At 45.9% G+C, this 16,085-nt stretch carries 17 protein-coding genes and 1 pseudogene; 12 read left to right on the top strand and 6 right to left on the bottom strand.

What is annotated here, in order from left to right; translation table 11 throughout:
- Positions 1–34: 34 nt before the first annotated feature.
- From MFMK1_RS14780 to MFMK1_RS14770, 3 genes are all read right to left on the bottom strand, one after another.
- Entirely contained in the window at positions 35–271 is a 237-nt protein-coding gene (locus tag MFMK1_RS14780; RefSeq protein ID WP_366922454.1) for a MoaD/ThiS family protein, read from the bottom strand.
- An 11-nt stretch (positions 272–282) separates the two neighbouring features.
- Positions 283–2,007 (bottom strand): aldehyde ferredoxin oxidoreductase family protein, encoded by a 1,725-nt coding sequence (locus MFMK1_RS14775; RefSeq protein WP_366922453.1) that lies wholly within the window; start codon positions 2,005–2,007, stop codon positions 283–285.
- A gap of 305 nt (positions 2,008–2,312) precedes the next feature.
- On the bottom strand, positions 2,313–3,476 hold the full coding sequence (locus MFMK1_RS14770) for an iron-containing alcohol dehydrogenase (RefSeq protein WP_366922452.1): 1,164 nt from the start codon (positions 3,474–3,476) through the stop codon (positions 2,313–2,315).
- Between the two features lie 427 nt (positions 3,477–3,903).
- Between MFMK1_RS14770 and MFMK1_RS14765 the strand changes: the two genes are divergently transcribed.
- From MFMK1_RS14765 to MFMK1_RS14725, 9 genes and pseudogenes are all read left to right on the top strand, one after another.
- Entirely contained in the window at positions 3,904–5,052 is a 1,149-nt protein-coding gene (locus tag MFMK1_RS14765; RefSeq protein WP_366922451.1) for an iron-containing alcohol dehydrogenase, read from the top strand.
- 35 nt (positions 5,053–5,087) lie between these two features.
- Positions 5,088–6,692, top strand: coding sequence for a GAF domain-containing sensor histidine kinase (locus tag MFMK1_RS14760; protein WP_366922450.1), 1,605 nt, complete (start codon positions 5,088–5,090; stop codon positions 6,690–6,692).
- 3 nt (positions 6,693–6,695) lie between these two features.
- Positions 6,696–8,126, top strand: a complete 1,431-nt coding sequence (locus tag MFMK1_RS14755) for a sigma-54-dependent transcriptional regulator (RefSeq protein ID WP_366922449.1) — start codon at positions 6,696–6,698, stop codon at positions 8,124–8,126.
- Positions 8,127–8,351: 225 nt separating this feature from the next.
- Entirely contained in the window at positions 8,352–8,516 is a 165-nt protein-coding gene (rd, locus tag MFMK1_RS14750; protein ID WP_366922448.1) for a rubredoxin, read from the top strand.
- Between the two features lie 13 nt (positions 8,517–8,529).
- Positions 8,530–8,909 (top strand): annotated as a pseudogene (locus tag MFMK1_RS14745) (desulfoferrodoxin).
- A 36-nt stretch (positions 8,910–8,945) separates the two neighbouring features.
- Complete coding sequence (gene rbr, locus MFMK1_RS14740) at positions 8,946–9,485, top strand: rubrerythrin (RefSeq protein WP_366922447.1); 540 nt, start codon at positions 8,946–8,948, stop codon at positions 9,483–9,485.
- A gap of 53 nt (positions 9,486–9,538) precedes the next feature.
- Positions 9,539–10,153 carry a flavodoxin family protein gene (locus MFMK1_RS14735; protein ID WP_366922446.1) on the top strand — a complete coding sequence of 205 codons (615 nt, stop codon included), beginning with the start codon at positions 9,539–9,541 and terminating at the stop codon, positions 10,151–10,153.
- A 5-nt stretch (positions 10,154–10,158) separates the two neighbouring features.
- Positions 10,159–10,650, top strand: a complete 492-nt coding sequence (locus tag MFMK1_RS14730) for a ferritin-like domain-containing protein (protein ID WP_366922445.1) — start codon at positions 10,159–10,161, stop codon at positions 10,648–10,650.
- A gap of 2 nt (positions 10,651–10,652) precedes the next feature.
- Positions 10,653–10,784: a rubredoxin-like domain-containing protein gene (locus tag MFMK1_RS14725; protein ID WP_366922444.1), complete on the top strand. Its 132-nt coding sequence runs from the start codon at positions 10,653–10,655 to the stop codon at positions 10,782–10,784.
- An 85-nt stretch (positions 10,785–10,869) separates the two neighbouring features.
- Here the strand turns inward: MFMK1_RS14725 and MFMK1_RS14720 are convergent, their stop codons facing one another.
- A complete protein-coding gene (locus tag MFMK1_RS14720) occupies positions 10,870–12,285 on the bottom strand; it encodes a cbb3-type cytochrome c oxidase subunit I (protein WP_366922443.1) in 1,416 nt (471 codons plus the stop codon).
- Positions 12,285–12,707 carry a c-type cytochrome gene (locus tag MFMK1_RS14715; protein WP_366922442.1) on the bottom strand — a complete coding sequence of 141 codons (423 nt, stop codon included), beginning with the start codon at positions 12,705–12,707 and terminating at the stop codon, positions 12,285–12,287. Before MFMK1_RS14715 ends, MFMK1_RS14720 begins: the two co-directional genes overlap by 1 nt.
- A 119-nt stretch (positions 12,708–12,826) precedes the next feature.
- On the opposite strand from MFMK1_RS14715, the gene MFMK1_RS14710 reads away from it, so the two are divergent.
- On the top strand, positions 12,827–13,762 hold the full coding sequence (locus tag MFMK1_RS14710) for a magnesium transporter CorA family protein (RefSeq protein WP_366922441.1): 936 nt from the start codon (positions 12,827–12,829) through the stop codon (positions 13,760–13,762).
- Between the two features lie 46 nt (positions 13,763–13,808).
- Here the strand turns inward: MFMK1_RS14710 and MFMK1_RS14705 are convergent, their stop codons facing one another.
- Complete coding sequence (locus MFMK1_RS14705) at positions 13,809–14,219, bottom strand: hypothetical protein (protein ID WP_366922440.1); 411 nt, start codon at positions 14,217–14,219, stop codon at positions 13,809–13,811.
- 186 nt (positions 14,220–14,405) lie between these two features.
- Between MFMK1_RS14705 and MFMK1_RS14700 the strand changes: the two genes are divergently transcribed.
- The gene (locus MFMK1_RS14700) at positions 14,406–15,449 is read left to right on the top strand and encodes a GGDEF domain-containing protein (RefSeq protein ID WP_366922439.1); all 1,044 of its coding nucleotides are present in this window, start codon (positions 14,406–14,408) and stop codon (positions 15,447–15,449) included.
- 116 nt (positions 15,450–15,565) lie between these two features.
- Positions 15,566–16,084, top strand: a complete 519-nt coding sequence (locus MFMK1_RS14695; protein ID WP_366922438.1) for a hypothetical protein — start codon at positions 15,566–15,568, stop codon at positions 16,082–16,084.
- The last annotated feature ends 1 nt before the right edge of the window (position 16,085 follow it).

Here is a 16,085-nt window from a genome sequence, read left to right as displayed (position 1 = left end):
CAGCACCCTGATAAAAGGTGCTGCCCCTTAATTATTATCCGCCGCCAACCGGAGGGAATATACCCACCCGGTCACCGTCATTCAATAATGTATCTTCCCGCTGACGCCGACCGTTGACTAAAATTATTAACGGCAGGTCTTTGGGAATATTCAGTTGTCGAACGAGCTGTGCTGCGGTGCTGCCTTGCGGCATACTGAGCGTCAGCACACCCTTAGATTCCTTTGGGTAATTGTCACGCAAATTAGCAAAGAGACGTACTTCTAATTCCACTATAATCCCACCTAGAAGTTGTAAAGATTATCAAGCTCCTCATCTGTGAAGTCCCAAGTGGTGCCGTGGGGTTCAAGTACTTCCTTAAAGAATTCAGGCAAACGGTCGTGAGACTTTGTGAAACCGGCCTTTGCGTTGAAATCTCTTTCCACTTTTAGTATTGATTGCCCTAAAGCAGTTACATCATCAAGGGTAAGGCTGAGGCCGTATTGAGCGTTAAGCATATCCACCACCCGCGGTAGTGCTTTAGGTTCATCCAATACTGCGAAGGCCACAAATAAGCAGAGACCTGTGCTGTCCACAGCGGCAGTGGCAATCTGCAGGTTACGGGACAGGTCTACCTGGCCTTCTTTGTTTAAGGGGTCAACGTTTCCGCCCACTTTTAAGATATTTGCGGTAACACTATAGCCCGCAGTGTGGTCTGCACCCTGGGTAGTAGTGGCGTATGTGACGCCGACACCTTTAACCGCCCGCGGGTCATAAGCCGGCATGCTTTGGTCTTTTACAGTAGGAACTCGGGTGATGCCGTACGCTTTACCGGTGAAGGATGCACCGTTACCGAGAATTCTGCCCAGCGGTGTACCTTCGCCGACCTGCTGCAGCAGGTCAATAGCGCCTTCTGCGTCGCCAAACGGGATAATACCTGCCTCCATGGCCACCCCGACGGTTACGCCCATCTCGATGGTGTCCACGCCGATGTCATCGCAAAGGCGGTCCAAGGTGGCAATGGCATCTAAGTCATCAATAGTACAGTGAGCTCCGAATGCCCAGATAGTTTCATACTCAAAACCGGCGGTAAGGTAATTGCCTTCCTTATCATTATAGACTTGGGAACAGCGCATGACACAACCGGGATGGCATCCATGGGTTGGATTACCTTTGCGTTCATTGATTATATCGTACATTGCTTCGCCACCGATTTTATCCGCACCGTCAAAACGCCCTGAACGGAAGTTTTTAGTGGGAAGACCACCGGCCTCGTTAAGAATGTTTACCAATACTGCAGTACCATATGTGGGCAGGCCTTGGCCGCATACCGGGTGGTCAAGGAGCATTTTGCTGAAGTCTCTGGCTGCTTCTTTAAATTTATCCTTATCCTTAACTTCTACTCCCGGAGCGCCGGCATCATCGATAATGACGGCTTTAACGCCCTTGGAGCCCATCACTGCGCCTGTACCGCCGCGGCCGCAGTGACGTACCGGGCGACCCTCACCGTCAGTTACTGCGATGGAGGCTGCGGAGACCTTGTATTCACCGGCAGGCCCGATGGACATCACACATACCTTTTCTCCGAAATCACCACGTGCTAAGTCACCCACGTCGTAATTTCTTTTGCCTATCAGTTTGGCAGCATCCAGTAATTGAACGCCGTCATTGGTAATTTTAATGGTATAGAACTTTCCGTCCTTGGGCTGGCCTTCGATAATAATAGCCTTTATACCCAGCTTAGCAAGCTTTTGAGAAGCAGTACCGCCGGCATTGGATTCCTTGATGGTCCCGGTTAAGGGGCTCTTGGTACCAACCGATAAACGGCCGGAACTGGGTGCACTAGTACCGGAAAGGAGTCCCGGTGCGATGACCAGCTTGTTTCCGCCGCCAAGGGCATGGCAGTTTGGGTCGACCTCGTCGGCAATGATTTGGGAAGTCAAGCCGCGGCCGCCTAAAGCGGCATACTTTTCCGCTACCTCTTCAGCAGCAACCTTACCTTCTGTCATGTCAATCCTGTAGATTTTCATTTTCAAACACCTCCACTTAGATTGTTTGTCTTATAACGGAACAGTTAACAAAAAACTGTTCTGTTTTGGCACACTTGAGCTGAGAATAATGGAAGGGGAAGCCCCTATAGTATCAAAGGCTGTCCATTGTCCACTACTTCCCTAATTGTGCAGTATTAATATATAATGCAAGATAAATGCCAGTATGACTGATATTATGTCTAGGGTGCAGATAGGCACCATTTAAAGGATTATCAAGCACATAAAAAGTGAGGGCGCGATTTAAGCGCCCTCATATAGAGGAGTAATGCCAAGTGATCCCTTAATTACAGTGCTTCCTTGTAGATGTTAATGATATCTTCTAAAGTAGCGGTTCTGGGGTTTGTCAGCGCGCAGGCATCTTTCATAGCATTTTCAGCCATTATTTTCAGGTCTGTTTCTTTGACGCCTAATTCGGTTAAGCCCGCAGGAATATCAATGTCTACGGAAAGTGTTTTAATAGCTTCAAGAGCGACATCGGCTGCTTCCCGCACAGACAGACCTTCAATGTTTTCACCCATGGCCGCAGCGATGTCGGCAAAACGCTGGGGATTAGAAATTAGGTTATACTTTTCTACGTGGGGCAGCAGGATGGCATTGCAGACACCGTGAGGAAGGTTATAGAAACCGCCCAACTGGTGCGCCATCGCATGAACATAACCTAAGCTGGCATTATTGAAAGCCATGCCGCCCAAGAACTCAGCGTAGGCCATGGCATCCCTGGCGGGGAAGTTTTCGCCGTTAGCTACTGCGTTTCTCAGATTTTCAGCAACTAACTTAATGGCCATCAGAGCTGCAGAATCTGTAACCGGGGTAGCGGCGGTGGAGACATAAGCTTCTACCGCGTGGGTAAGTGCGTCCATACCGGTGGCAGCTGTCAAGGCCGGTGGCTTTTTCATCATTAAAATAGGGTCGTTAATGGCAACGGTTGGAGTGCAGCGCCAGTCAACAATAGCCATCTTAACCTTTCTGGACGTATCAGTAATGATACAGAAACGAGTCATCTCTGACGCGGTACCGGCAGTGGTGTTAACGGCAATCATGGGGATGGAAGCATCCTTTGATTGGTCAACACCCTCATAGTCTTTGATATTGCCGCCATTGGCAGCGACAATGCGGACACCTTTGGCGCAGTCATGGCTGCTGCCGCCGCCTAGAGAAATGATAACATCACAATCATTTTCCTTGAAAACAACTAGACCGGCCTCAACGTTTTTATCTGTGGGGTTGGGTTCGGCGCCATCAAAGATTATCGCCTGGGCGCCGGCGGCTTCAATGTTAGTTTTGACATCATCTGCCATGCCGATTTTATTTAAAAACGCATCAGTTACAATCAGCGCCTTTTTTACACCCAAGACATTCATTTGTTCGCCTACTTGCTTGGCGGAACCGGCTCCCATCAAGTTAACTGTGGGCATATAATAACCAAATATTTGTTCACCGATAGACATAATTTATTCCTCCTTATTTTTACTAAAGCATGGGTTGCATTTTTGGGCATACATCTGTTTTGGGTTTGTGGTGCCACTAGCAGTATTGCAATGATTCACCACCTTTATAAAGGTTTGTGGTTTAGGGTCAAGCAACATGTGCCATAAAGTAATCGCAAACACCGTGCCAATAAATATCAAAACGCAAATAAATGCCTTAAATAAGCCACGGAGGTCGGCAATAACAATGCAAATAGTCTGGGAGTTCGCAAAATTCCAATAGCTGTGATATGTTTCACAAACCGAAGGATTGTCCTATATTGCCGATGCAATGGCCGACTGTGCCGAATGTTTGGCACAAGTTACCTGGTTTGTTGACAGGAATAACTGTATTTGCCGCCGAAAGATAGATAAAAGCTAGTAAATAGTAAGACGGAGGGTTATTAATATGGATATTTTCAAATTTGTTACCCCTGAAATAATCTTTGGTAGGGGAGCGCTGCAGCAAATTGGTTTTAGTGCACGTCGTCTTGGTGCCAGAAAGGTATTCCTTGTCAGCGACCCAGGGGTGTTGGATGCGGGCTGGGTTGATAAAACCATTACGGTGCTCGGGGATGCCGGGTTGGAATATACCATGTGGACCGGTGTTACCCCTAATCCCAAGGACAGTGAAGTAGCGGAAGGGCGACAGCTGTATGAAGAAAAAGGCTGCGATGCTGTAATAGCTTTAGGTGGAGGCAGTGCCATTGATGCGGCCAAGGCTGTGGCTGTTTTGGTAAGTAACCAAGGGGATATCAGCAGTTATGAAGGAGTGGATAAGATTAGCCACCCGCTGCCCCCCATTATTGCCCTGCCCACTACCGCGGGGTCCGGAGCGGAAGTATCGCAGTTTTCTATTATTGTGGATGTAAAGAGAAAGTTGAAGATGACCATTATTTCCAAATCATTGGTTCCTGATATTGCAATTATTGACCCGGAGGTCTTGGGTACGAAGTCCGCTGAACTCACTGCCAATACCGGTATGGATGCCTTAACCCATGCCATCGAGTCCTATACATCGGTTGCTGCCACGCCGCTCACTGATGTCCAAGCTCTTAATGCCATTCGTTTGATCGCAAACTTTCTCCGTAAATCGGTGGCCAGTCAATCAGACTTTCAAGCTAAAGAAGCCATGGCTATGGCTTCGCTTCAGGCAGGATTGGCTTTTTCCAACGCTATTTTGGGAGCAGTACATGCCATGACTCACCAATTAGGCGGACTGCTTGATATGCCTCATGGCGAAGCTAATGCCATTTTGCTTCCCTATGTGATGCGATATAACTTGATTGCTTCTATGGAAAAATACGCCCAGGTTGCTGAAGCATTTGGTGAAAGCAGCTTGGGGGTTGGCAAAAGAGCGATGGCGGAGAAAGCCATTTCCGCTGTGGAAGAAATGGCTCGGGATATCGGCATTCCCCGATCTTTAAGCCAGGTTGGCCTCACTGATGAATTCATTCCCAAACTAAGTGAGAATGCGGTTAAAGATGCGTGTCTGGTGACAAATCCCCGAGACATGTCTCGCCAGGAAATAGAAAGATTGTTTCGGGAAGCTTTATGATGCTTGCTAATTATGAACCGGGGAGGCCATAAAGTATGCAGAAAAAGCAAGAACTTCTACACAGTTTGACCGGGGTTGGGGCTTCAAAGCTCAGCTATTACACCGAACTGAAAGAAAAAATTAATGAAATTGAAAAGAGGAATGCTCAGCTTGAAATACTCAACCAGGTGGCCAAGGGTATTAATGTTGATACCACGGTGGAGGATATGCTCAGCAAAGTATTCCAGCTGCTGTGTCGGTTGATACCCATTACTCGGCTTGGTATCTACCTGAAACAGGCCAAACCAACGGCAGCGGTGGTCACTATTAGCCAAAGCGGAAAATTAACAACTGAGAGCAGCATGGTAATACCGCCAACAGCCGCTGAGATAATTCAAACAGATTGTCATGGCGGTGTCTGTGACATCCACACCGGGGAGGCGTTCTTTCCATTAAAGGTGAAAGGGCGCTGCCAGGGTCTTTTGGGAGTACGCTGCAGTCGGAAATATGATATGTCAAGCGGGGATCTGGCGTTTTTGCAGCACTTGACGGAGCATCTTGGTGTCAGTTTGGAGAACTCTCGGCTCTACCGGGAGGTAGTATTTGCAAACCTGCGCTGGGAAGAAACCTTTAAAGCCGTCACCGAACAAATTATTCTAGTCGGCAAAGATTTTACCCTGCTTCGGGTTAACGAAGCAACTAGTGATTTCTATCATTTGGATCGGCCGCGCACCGGGGAAAAGTGTTATCGCGTATTCTGGGGTAGGGATGAGGTCTGTCCGGAATGCTTAGCGCGTCAGGTATTGCAGTCTGGGTTGTCGGGGCAGAACAGGCAGGAAATAAAAGATTGTATCTTTGACCTCACTGCCTACCCTGTTCATAATGACCGGGGCGAAATCTACGGAGTTATTCAATACGCCAGAGATGTGACGGAGAAATTGCATATGGAGGTCCAACTGCTACAATCAGCTAAACTAGCTGCTACCGGGGAAATGGCCGCGGGAGTTGCTCACGAGCTCAACAGTCCGCTTACCGCTATTTTGGGCAACAGTCAACTGCTGGCTAGAGAACTTATGGAAAAAGACCCTCGACACGAGCTGGCTCAAAATATAGTAAACAGTGGCAAACGGTGTAAATCTATTATCCAAAATCTACTCACCTTTGCACGCCAGGACAATGCACCTCGGGAAAACGTATCTCTGGCCGAATGTATTGACCAAGCACTAAGTTTAATATCATATCAAATGGACCGGCAGGGAATTAAAATTACTAAGCAAATTAGCGGTCAGCGGCAGGAAATATTTGCGAACAAACAGCAGATTGAACAGGTGTTGGTCAATCTAATTCTTAATGCCCGGGATGCCCTGGAAGGAAAAGAGGATGGGGGAATTATCATTCGAACAGGTATCATTGATCAAGATGATAGGGAAAGTGTGTTTATCTCCGTGTCCGATAACGGCTGCGGTATTAGTCAACAGGACCAAGAATCAATTTTTCAACCTTTTTATACAACTAAAGCCGATGGAAAGGGTTATGGGTTGGGGCTATCAGTCAGCTTGGGAATAATTCAAAATCATAGCGGCAGTATTGAAGTCAAAAGCAGAAAAAATCAGGGCAGCACTTTTAAACTATTGCTGCCCCCGGCGCGGCAGGAGGTGTGACCCGTGAAAGAAGAAAACCGAATTTTAGTAGTGGACGACGAACAAGATGTGGGCCGGTTCTTTAAATACTTTCTAAAGCAGTTAAACTTTGATACTGTGGTAGCGCATAATATAAAAGAGGCACGGCAGTCATTGGAGCAATCAGGTTTTCAGGTTATAATGCTGGATTTAAAGCTGCCCGATGGCAGCGGTCTGGATTTGCTTCGGGATATCAAACAGCATTATCCCGGGACCCATGTGATAATCATGACTGGGTACAGCACGGTGCAATCGGCGGTTGAAGCTATTAAACTTGGGGCATTTGATTATGTAGAAAAACCTTTTGATGATTTAGATACCTTGGAAGAACTGGTTGTTCGAGCTATGGGTACTAAGCCATGGCAAACCGAAGAAACTGAAGAGTCCAGGGAAATCAGAGCGCAGTTAGGTTTTATCACCGGCGGCAGTGAAACTGTGAAAAGGTTGATATCCGTTGCCGAAAGGGTGGCAGGGAAAAATATCACCGTGCTAATCCGGGGTGAGACCGGCACCGGAAAAGAGGTTTTAGCTAGGTATGTCCATTGTCTCAGCAAACGGAGGCATCAACCATTTGTTCCGGTAAACTGTGGTGCCCTGGCGGAAACCCTTTTGGAAAGTGAGCTTTTTGGTCATGAGAAAGGGTCCTTTACCGGCGCTCATGCTGCTCGGCGGGGCGTGTTTGAAATAGCGGACAGGGGTTCGTTGTTTTTGGACGAAATAGGTGATGCCAGTATGTCCGTTCAGGTAAAACTACTACGGGCGTTGGATTCAGGACAGTTTACTCGTATCGGTTCTGAAAGGCTGCTGCAGACTGACTGTAGAGTAATAGCAGCTACCAATGTGGATTTAGAGGAAGCGGTGGCAAAAAAAAATTTCCGTAAGGACCTGCTGTACCGTCTTAATGTGGTTACTCTAGAGCTACCGCCTCTTCGTGAACGGGTGGAGGATATTCCTTATCTTGCCAAACACCTGGCTATGAGGCAATCAGGGAATCGCACAGTGCATTTTTCCCCGGGAGCTATTAATAAACTTCAGATATACTCCTGGCCGGGCAACATTCGTGAAATGGCCAACGTGATATCTCAGGCTATGGCCCTTACTGCGGGAAATATTATCGAAGAAAGTAACCTGCGCATTAATGCTGTCGGTAAATCTTCCAGAGAAATGACGGTTATAAGCACTGATCCCCAGATGCGGCTGCAGCAGCATCTAGAACAATGGTTGGCGGAAAGCTATCACCCCAACAGCGCTTCGGACCTGCAGCAGGTACGGGGGTATATCGAACGGGCAGAGGACTATCTTGTAAAAAAAATTCTGATAGATGCTCTACGGGATACACTGGGAGACAGAACCCAGGCGGCAAAAAAATTAAATATCAGCCCACGCACGCTGAGATATCTGCTGCGGGAAAAGTAAGACGGTCACCAGCGGCGGTGCAAGGTGTTGTATTGTGCTGCCGCCCTTGGATTAGTCACGTCAAGAGTTTTTATTTTGGGATAAAGTCATCAAGGAGAGAACATATTAATAAAAAATTAAGAAATATCTCTTGACAATAATGCTATTAGTAATTATTATTAGTAATAACAAATCACGTTTTGAGGAAAGCTAAGGTAACGACATTTTTTTTGGGGGGTGATAAGAATGGCTCAATATGAATGTACCGCTTGTGGTTACATTTATGACCCTGCAGTAGGTGATCCCGATAACGGTATAAAGCCGGGGACTGCTTTCAAAGACCTGCCGGAGGATTGGGAGTGCCCACTATGCGGCGTGGGTAAAGAAGACTTTGAAAAAGTAGAAGACTAGGAGGGGAGTTACCGTGACGAAACTGAGGGAAATTTACAAATGTGACATCTGTGGTAATGTGGTGGAAATAGCTCATGCCGGGGCTGATGCGTTGGTATGCTGCGGTCAGCCAATGGAAAAACTTACTGCCAAGACTGAAGATCAGGGAAAAGAAAAACACCTGCCGGTAATCAAGGAAGAAACAAGTGGAATTCGTGTGGAAGTGGGAAGTGTCCATCATCCCATGGAGAGAAACATTACATCAAGTTTATTGAAATACTTACCGCTGATAAAATTCATCGGGCGGAGCTTAACGCTGAAGAAGCACCGGCTGCTGAATTTGCAGTAAATCGGCAGGAGGTAAAAGAGGTACGCAGCTATTGTAATGTGCATGGTCTTTGGTCTGTCAAGTAAGTTAGATACTAAATTTTATCGAGGAGGTAAGTATTAATGGCAAAAGATTTAAAAGGGACCAACACCGAAAAGAATTTATGGGAGGCGTTTGCCGGTGAATCCCAAGCTCGCAATAAGTATACATATTTTGCGGCTGTAGCCAAAAAAGAAGGATATCAGCAGATAGCCGCCATTTTTGAAGAGACAGCAGCGAATGAAAAGGAGCATGCCAAGCTTCATTTTAAGACTCTTCAGGGCATCGGCGATACAGCAGCTAATTTGAAAGCTGCGGCGGCCGGTGAAAACGGTGAATGGGTGGATATGTACCCGCGTATGGCTAAAGAAGCCAGAAAAGAAGGGTTTGAAGAGATAGCCAAGGTATTTGAAGGAATCGGCAAAATTGAAAAGAAGCATGAGGAGCGTTACAAGCAGTTATTGGAGAACCTAGAAAATGGCAAGGTGTTCAAGAAGGAAAATACCGTTAAGTGGGAATGCCGTAACTGCGGCCATATCCATGAGGGTCCCGAGGCACCGGATGTATGCTCTGTTTGTGCTCATCCCCAGGCTTTCTTTGAAGTAACGGCAGAAAATTATTAGCACTTTAGCCGGGAAGGCTGTCAGCTTCTCCGGCTTTTCTTAGGAGAGTTATTATGGCAAAGATATTAGCTTTTGTGGGTAGTCCCCGTCGGGAGGGCAATAGTGAAACATTAGTTGCTGAGTTCTTGAAAGGGTCAGAGAATGCCGGTGCAAAGACGGAACTAATTCGCCTTAATGCTTTAGATATCCGTTTGTGCCAGGCCTGTGATGCCTGCGCCGGTAGTGGCTTTTGCGTGATGCGTGATGATTTGCGGCCTATTTATGCAGAAATTGCCGCGGCGGCCGGTTTATTGATAATGACCCCAATTTACTTTGGCAGTCTTTCCGCGCAGACGAAGGTCTTTATTGACCGCTTTCAGTGTTGGTGGCATGCCAAGTATACCTTTAAGCGCCCTTTCGTTAATAAAGAGGAAAAGAGGCCTGCCTTTTTTATGACCGTAGGTGCTTGGAAAAATAAGAGTTATGGTCAAAACGCGGCTGATATTGCTAAAGTATATTTTACTAGCATTAATTATCGGTTAACCGGCGAATTGCACTATACCGGTTTTGATTACCCTGGCAGTGTGGCTGAGGCGCCGGCGGTGCTGGAGGAAGTGTATAAAGCGGGTAAGGATTTTGCCCGGGAGGCCTTAAAAACTTACGGGGCAGTTCATCGGGGAGAGGAGTGAGTATTTTGTGGAATTTATCTAGATTTGAACCCAGCGAAGTGATCGATCTGGCAGCAGAGATCGAAAAAAAGGGGGCTGAGTTCTATCGCCGGTTGGCGGATAAATGTGAACACCTAGAAGCTAAAAAGCTTTTAAGCTATTTGGCCGCAGAAGAGGACCGCCACCAGGCGGATTTTATCAAATTAGGTGAGGATTTTGAGGGGACCAACCCACGGGAGAGCTACCCAGGTGAGTACTTCGATTATATGAAAAGTACAGCAGAAACCCATATGTTTAATGATGACCACCGACTAACGCGTATGGTGGATGATGCCGTTTCCCCGGAAGAAATACTACTGCTGGCTGCTTCCTTTGAAAAAGATTCTATCTTATTTTTTATCGGGTTCCGCAGGTTTACAAGTAAAAATAAGCAGCAGGTGGTTGATGACCTCATTCGGGAGGAAGAAGGTCACCTGCAAAAACTAGCGGTTTTAAGGCGCCAGATCGGGGAGGAATAGGGATGAACAATTGGAAATGTGATAAGTGCGGCTATACGTTAGAGGCGGAAGTGCCGCCGGAAATTTGCCCGTCATGTAAGGAGAAATGTCAGTTTATTGATAATAACTGTTACACTCCTGATTGTGGACTGTGATAAGTGATTGAATAAAGCGTTACTTAAGAAGCAAAAAGTCAACGCCGGTGGTGTCTTGTGTCTTTCACCAAGGGTGTTGACTTTTTTATTTACGCCGTTCGGGTGGCAGGAAAATGATACCGTGTAGGTTGCCAATAGCTAGTTTAAATATAGTCCAGGCCAATATAAGACCGCCAGCGGAAAAAACGGCTCCTCCTGCCGTTCTGATGACTAGATAAGGTATCAGTATTCTTTGTGTCTCCATGAAGTCGTTGCCCAGAATTCGGTAAAGGTATGTTTCCAAGGTTCCGGCTATGGCCAAAGCTAATCCCATAATTAATAACCCCACGTTCAAAAAGGCAATACTCCACCAGAGGCGTTTATAGTCCTTATTCTTCAAAGGAAATTCATTGGTAAGGATGTACACGGCAAATCCGAGAGCAAGAAACCCAAAGACGCCGAATAGGGCAAAGTGGGCATGGGACGAGGTTAAATAGGTGCCATGAGCGAAATTATTAATGAAGGGCATAGCTAGAATCCACCCCAATACCCCGGCGCCTAGGAAATGATAAAAGAGACTCGACACTATAAAGGCAAAACCAAGCTTTTCTGCCCGACTCATGGACTGAAACTTCTCAGCCCGATAGCTTTTATACTGGGAATAGATTAAAAAAACCGAGGGAAGAACCTGAAGTGTGCTGAAAATTCCGCCAACCCACAACCAGTAATGAGGCAAGCCTATCCAATAGTAATGATGTCCGGTGGCAAAAAAACCGGTAATAAGCACGAAAGCTAAATCAAGATATAATATAGTATGTACCGCACGGCGATTTCTAGGAGTGGAAGATAATACATAGGCGGCAATGATACTGGTGCCTAAAAGCTCAAGGCTCATTTCCTCCCATAAATGCACTACCCAGAATTTCACTACTTCATCCACTGCCGGGTGGCTGTAAAAGAATAAATTTGGTATAAAAAGACCCAGTAAGGAATAGGCGCCTAAAAGCATCCCCAGCAGGGCGGGCCGCAGCTTTGGGGTAGCCTTTTTTAAATAGGTCTGGGTAAGGATTATGGAGAACAATAGTAGAGCCAGTGTAATGGCCCAGTCAAAGGGCCGAATTGCCTCCAGGTACTCTCGCCCTTCCGTTAAACCAAAGACGAAGGATAATAAAATTCCTACCAAGGTTACGGGCAAACCGTAAGACAGCAGTCTAGCCATCCTTGGGTGGGCCAACTCGTTCTTTGCTTCCCCGGGAAAAAAATAGAAAGCAGCACCAATTGTCGCCATTAGCGGCCAGAATACACTTAGGTTGAGATGAACCATCCGTCCCGAGCGAAAGGGTACCGGCGCCGGCAGATTAGGCCAGATTAACTCCAGGGACCCCATGGTAACTACAGTAACCTGAAAACCGAAAAACAATACTGCCGCGACACAAAAGGGGTAGGCAACAGCGCGAGTAGTAAAACTTTCTGGTTCTTGACCTGTGGTTTTTTTGAATAGGCGTTTTAATAATCTGAACATCACTGACCATCCTGCTGTTTTGGAGCGGGAGTGTAGTGGGGCTTTGGCGGCCAGCCCAAGTTAGGGATATTGTCAAGAAGCTTAAAAAATGCCAGCATTGCTCTTGTATCTTTGGGGGTTAATCCCGGATGCTTCCTTTGCTTATGGGGGCGCATCATTGGCGGCTTGGCAAAGAACTGCTTCAGCCATTTTTCCCCCCGGATACTGAAGGAATTGGTAAGGTCCGGGGCATTGTAGCCGCCGTTGCCAAATATCGTATGGCATTCTACGCAGCCTTTACTTTGCCACAGGCGTTTGCCTATTACCGCCTCTTCCGGCAGCTCTTCGTTAAACATCGGTGCGGTGGAAGTGTACAATAGATAAAAGAATATCACCGGGGAAAGCAACGCGACTACAACCAGACAGATGATGACATATTTCACTTGGAAATTCCCCCATTATCAGGATTTTCTATAGTGTTTCCTATCACGGTGAAATTATTTGAAGCAAAAGGGGGAAAGGTGTAACATAAGAAGTGTAGTTGCAAAATAGGAGGGGTGACATGTTAAAGGCTTGGAGAACTGTTGAAAATAAATTACATGAGACAGAAGACCTTAATCATAAGGGAGCTTGGGTTAGCTTGGTTAAACCCACCGAGACTGAAATCCAACGGGTGAATCGTGAGACCGGTGTAATGCTCGATTTCTTAAAGGCACCGTTAGATGACGAGGAACGCCCCCGTATTGAAGTTGAAGAGGGTACCATCCTCATTATTATTAATATCCCAACCATTGAAAGCGAGCGGGGTAGGACAAGATACGATACTATTCCTTTTGGAATGATTGTCACTGCTAATAATTTAATTACAGTATGTCTTGAAGATAACATCTTGCTTGAGGATTTTGTTAACGGCCGGATAAAAACCTGGTACACCTTTAAAAAGACCAGGTTTATCTTTCAAATACTTTACCGTACCGCGGCACTTTATCTTAAATACCTCAAAGAAATTGACAAGAAAACCAATGACATTGAAAGAGAACTGCACCGTTCTATGAGAAACGAGCAATTAATCAAATTGCTCGATTTAGAAAAAAGTTTGGTTTATTTCAATACATCGCTAAAGGCTAACGAAATAGTGATGGAAAAATTGCTAAAATCCCCCTTTCTTAAGATGTACCCCGAGGACCAGGACCTGCTTGAGGATGTTATTACTGAGAATAAGCAGGCCATTGATATGGCCGAAATATATTCTTCCATTCTCAGTGGTATGATGGATGCTTTTGCTTCAATTATTTCCAACAACCTCAATATGGTGATGAAATTCCTCGCCTCAGTAACCATTATTTTAGCGCTGCCCACCATGGTAGCCAGTTTTTTCGGCATGAATGTGGTACTACCGATGCAGGATAATCCGTTTGCTTTTATTTTTACAGTTGGGCTGTCATTGACTTTATCCGGGGCGGCAATCATTTACCTGGTGAAAAAGAATATGTTTTGAGAAGTGGTTGTTAAATTGTTACTTCTGCCGTTATGGGAAACTTATTCTAATGTAATTTCGACTTGGAATGCTGTTTCTTTTTCATGCTATAGTCGCCCAGGTAACGTTCCAGCCGTCCGATTGCAATTGGTTGACCCTTTTTGGCCAAGATACACTTTGATTCACATTGCGTTTCCTGGGGGCATACTCGACCGCACACGGCCGAAAGGGTATTGGACTTTTCTAAGCTTTCGGAGGCTTTGTTCAAATCTTCCGTCTGCATGTGTTTGATAAAGTCTTTTATGCCAATGCCGACAGGGCAGCCTTGTTCGCAAGTGGGAGTTTTGCACTGTAGGCATCTTTGTGCTTCTTCCAAGGCCATTTCTTTAGAATAACCCAACGATACTTCTTCAAAATCTTTGCTTCGTTCCTGGGCGGATCGGTGGGGCATATCGGTTCGGTCTTTTTTGCGTGCCATCAGGGCACCTCCTTGTCACACTTAGTGTGTCCCACTGAGACTTTTTCATAAACCGTTAGTTATTTTAATTTGCTTTTTTTGAAAAATTTTACATATAGGCTAAAGGAATTTTCTGTATCCTTGGAGAAGTATTAAATCACTTTTTTAAATTATTATTTTAAGGGATTTAGGGCGAGGTGAAATCAAATGATAGCCGGTAAGTATTGGCATGCAGATGATGGGGAAAGGTTGCATCCTAAACTTGTTTTGCTCAATGAATACATCTTCGAACTAAATTCAAGCCACGATGTGAATACAATCTTACGCAATAGCACCCGCAAGATTGCGGCAATCATGGAGGTAGATAGTTGTCATCTGCTCCTGTCTCGAAAAGTACGCCGGCAATTACGGTTAGAAACTGCGTATTTTTTTAGTAAGCAAGGTTATCAATTTCCCAAGGATGCCGATGAGACTAAGGGCATTAGCGGTTTGGCTTTTGAAACAGCTCACCCTGTAGTGGTTAATGATGCTGCTAACGACCCCAGAGCTACGCCGAAAATAGTTGAGGCGTTTCAGGTGGCAGCGGTATTGGCGGTTCCAATTATTGTGAAGGACCGAGTACTGGGGGTTGCGACTGTTCATAGTGAGACAAAGAACAATTTCGGTCAAGTAGACGTTGATTTTCTCAGTGCGCTGGCGGTTCAATTAGGTTTGGCTGTGGAGAATGCTCGATTGATGGACCAACTAAAGTTAGCGGCGTCCACCGATGCATTAACGGGGCTTTTTAATTATGGTTACTTTCGTGCCGCCTTGGATAGGGAAATGGCCAACACAGGAACTAAGGATGACCAAATAGTGTCACTGCTGATGATAGATATTAACAATTTCAAGAAATTTAATGATACCTACGGTCATGTGGCCGGTGACTTTATTCTTAAGGAAGTAGCTGCTGTAATAAGTGTGGCAGTACGGGATGGTGACCAAGTGGCCCGTTACGGCGGGGATGAATTTGCGGTGATTTTACCCGGCGCCAACGGGGATACAGCTAGTTCGGTGGCAGAAAGACTGGCAAAAGCAGTTAGTGAGCATCGATATAATTACCAGGGACAAGAATTTACCGGCATGATCAGCATTTGTTATGGACTGGCCACTTACCTGGGAGTAAACTGTGGTTCCAGCGGTTTCATAGAATGTGCTGACCGCGGATTATATCAAATGAAAAAGAGTCATAAACAGCGTAAGGCCAGGTAAAATTCCTGGTCTCTTTTTTTAGCATAAAGGTATTCTGCACCAAGTTTTCTTTTTGCCTGGCCTTGATTGACAGGATATATTTTATCCATGTAGAAAAGGATATTGAGGTGAATAATTTGCGCACTTCCGACTTAATTATACTGGGCTTTATATTAGCTGTATTTTTGACTTATAATATTACTAAAGGCTTGCGACAGCGGCGAGCAGGAAAAAAAATGCTGCTGGCGCGGAAGGCGGTGCAAAATACAGCAAGTGAATTGAGCGAGCAGGGTTACCGTATTGTGGAAGTTGAACAGAACTATCCAGTGTTGGTAAATGTAGATGACCGGCAGTATCGTCATGTAGTTAAAATAGACCTAGTAGTGGCGAAGCAGGGTAAGACATATCTGGTTGAAGTGAAATCGGGCAAACAGACCCGTCGCCTAAACAGCGCTCGCAGCAGAAGGCAGCTGTTGGAGTATTACTCCGTGCGCCGAGCCGACGGTATTATCCTGTTTGATGCAGATAACGGTAAGATACGTCATATTAGTTTCCAGATGGCAGTCAACCGCACAGAACAGCGGCTGAGGGACGTTACTCTTATTGCTGTAGGAATTTTGGTTACATATTTATATTTTTATTTTAGGGTCAGGTGAG

This window comes from Metallumcola ferriviriculae, assembly GCF_035573695.1.
GTDB classification, from domain to species: domain Bacteria; phylum Bacillota; class JADQBR01; order JADQBR01; family JADQBR01; genus Metallumcola; species Metallumcola ferriviriculae.
The sequence above is the reverse complement of the archived record's forward strand: the minus strand, read 5'-3'. Positions and strand labels throughout refer to the sequence as shown.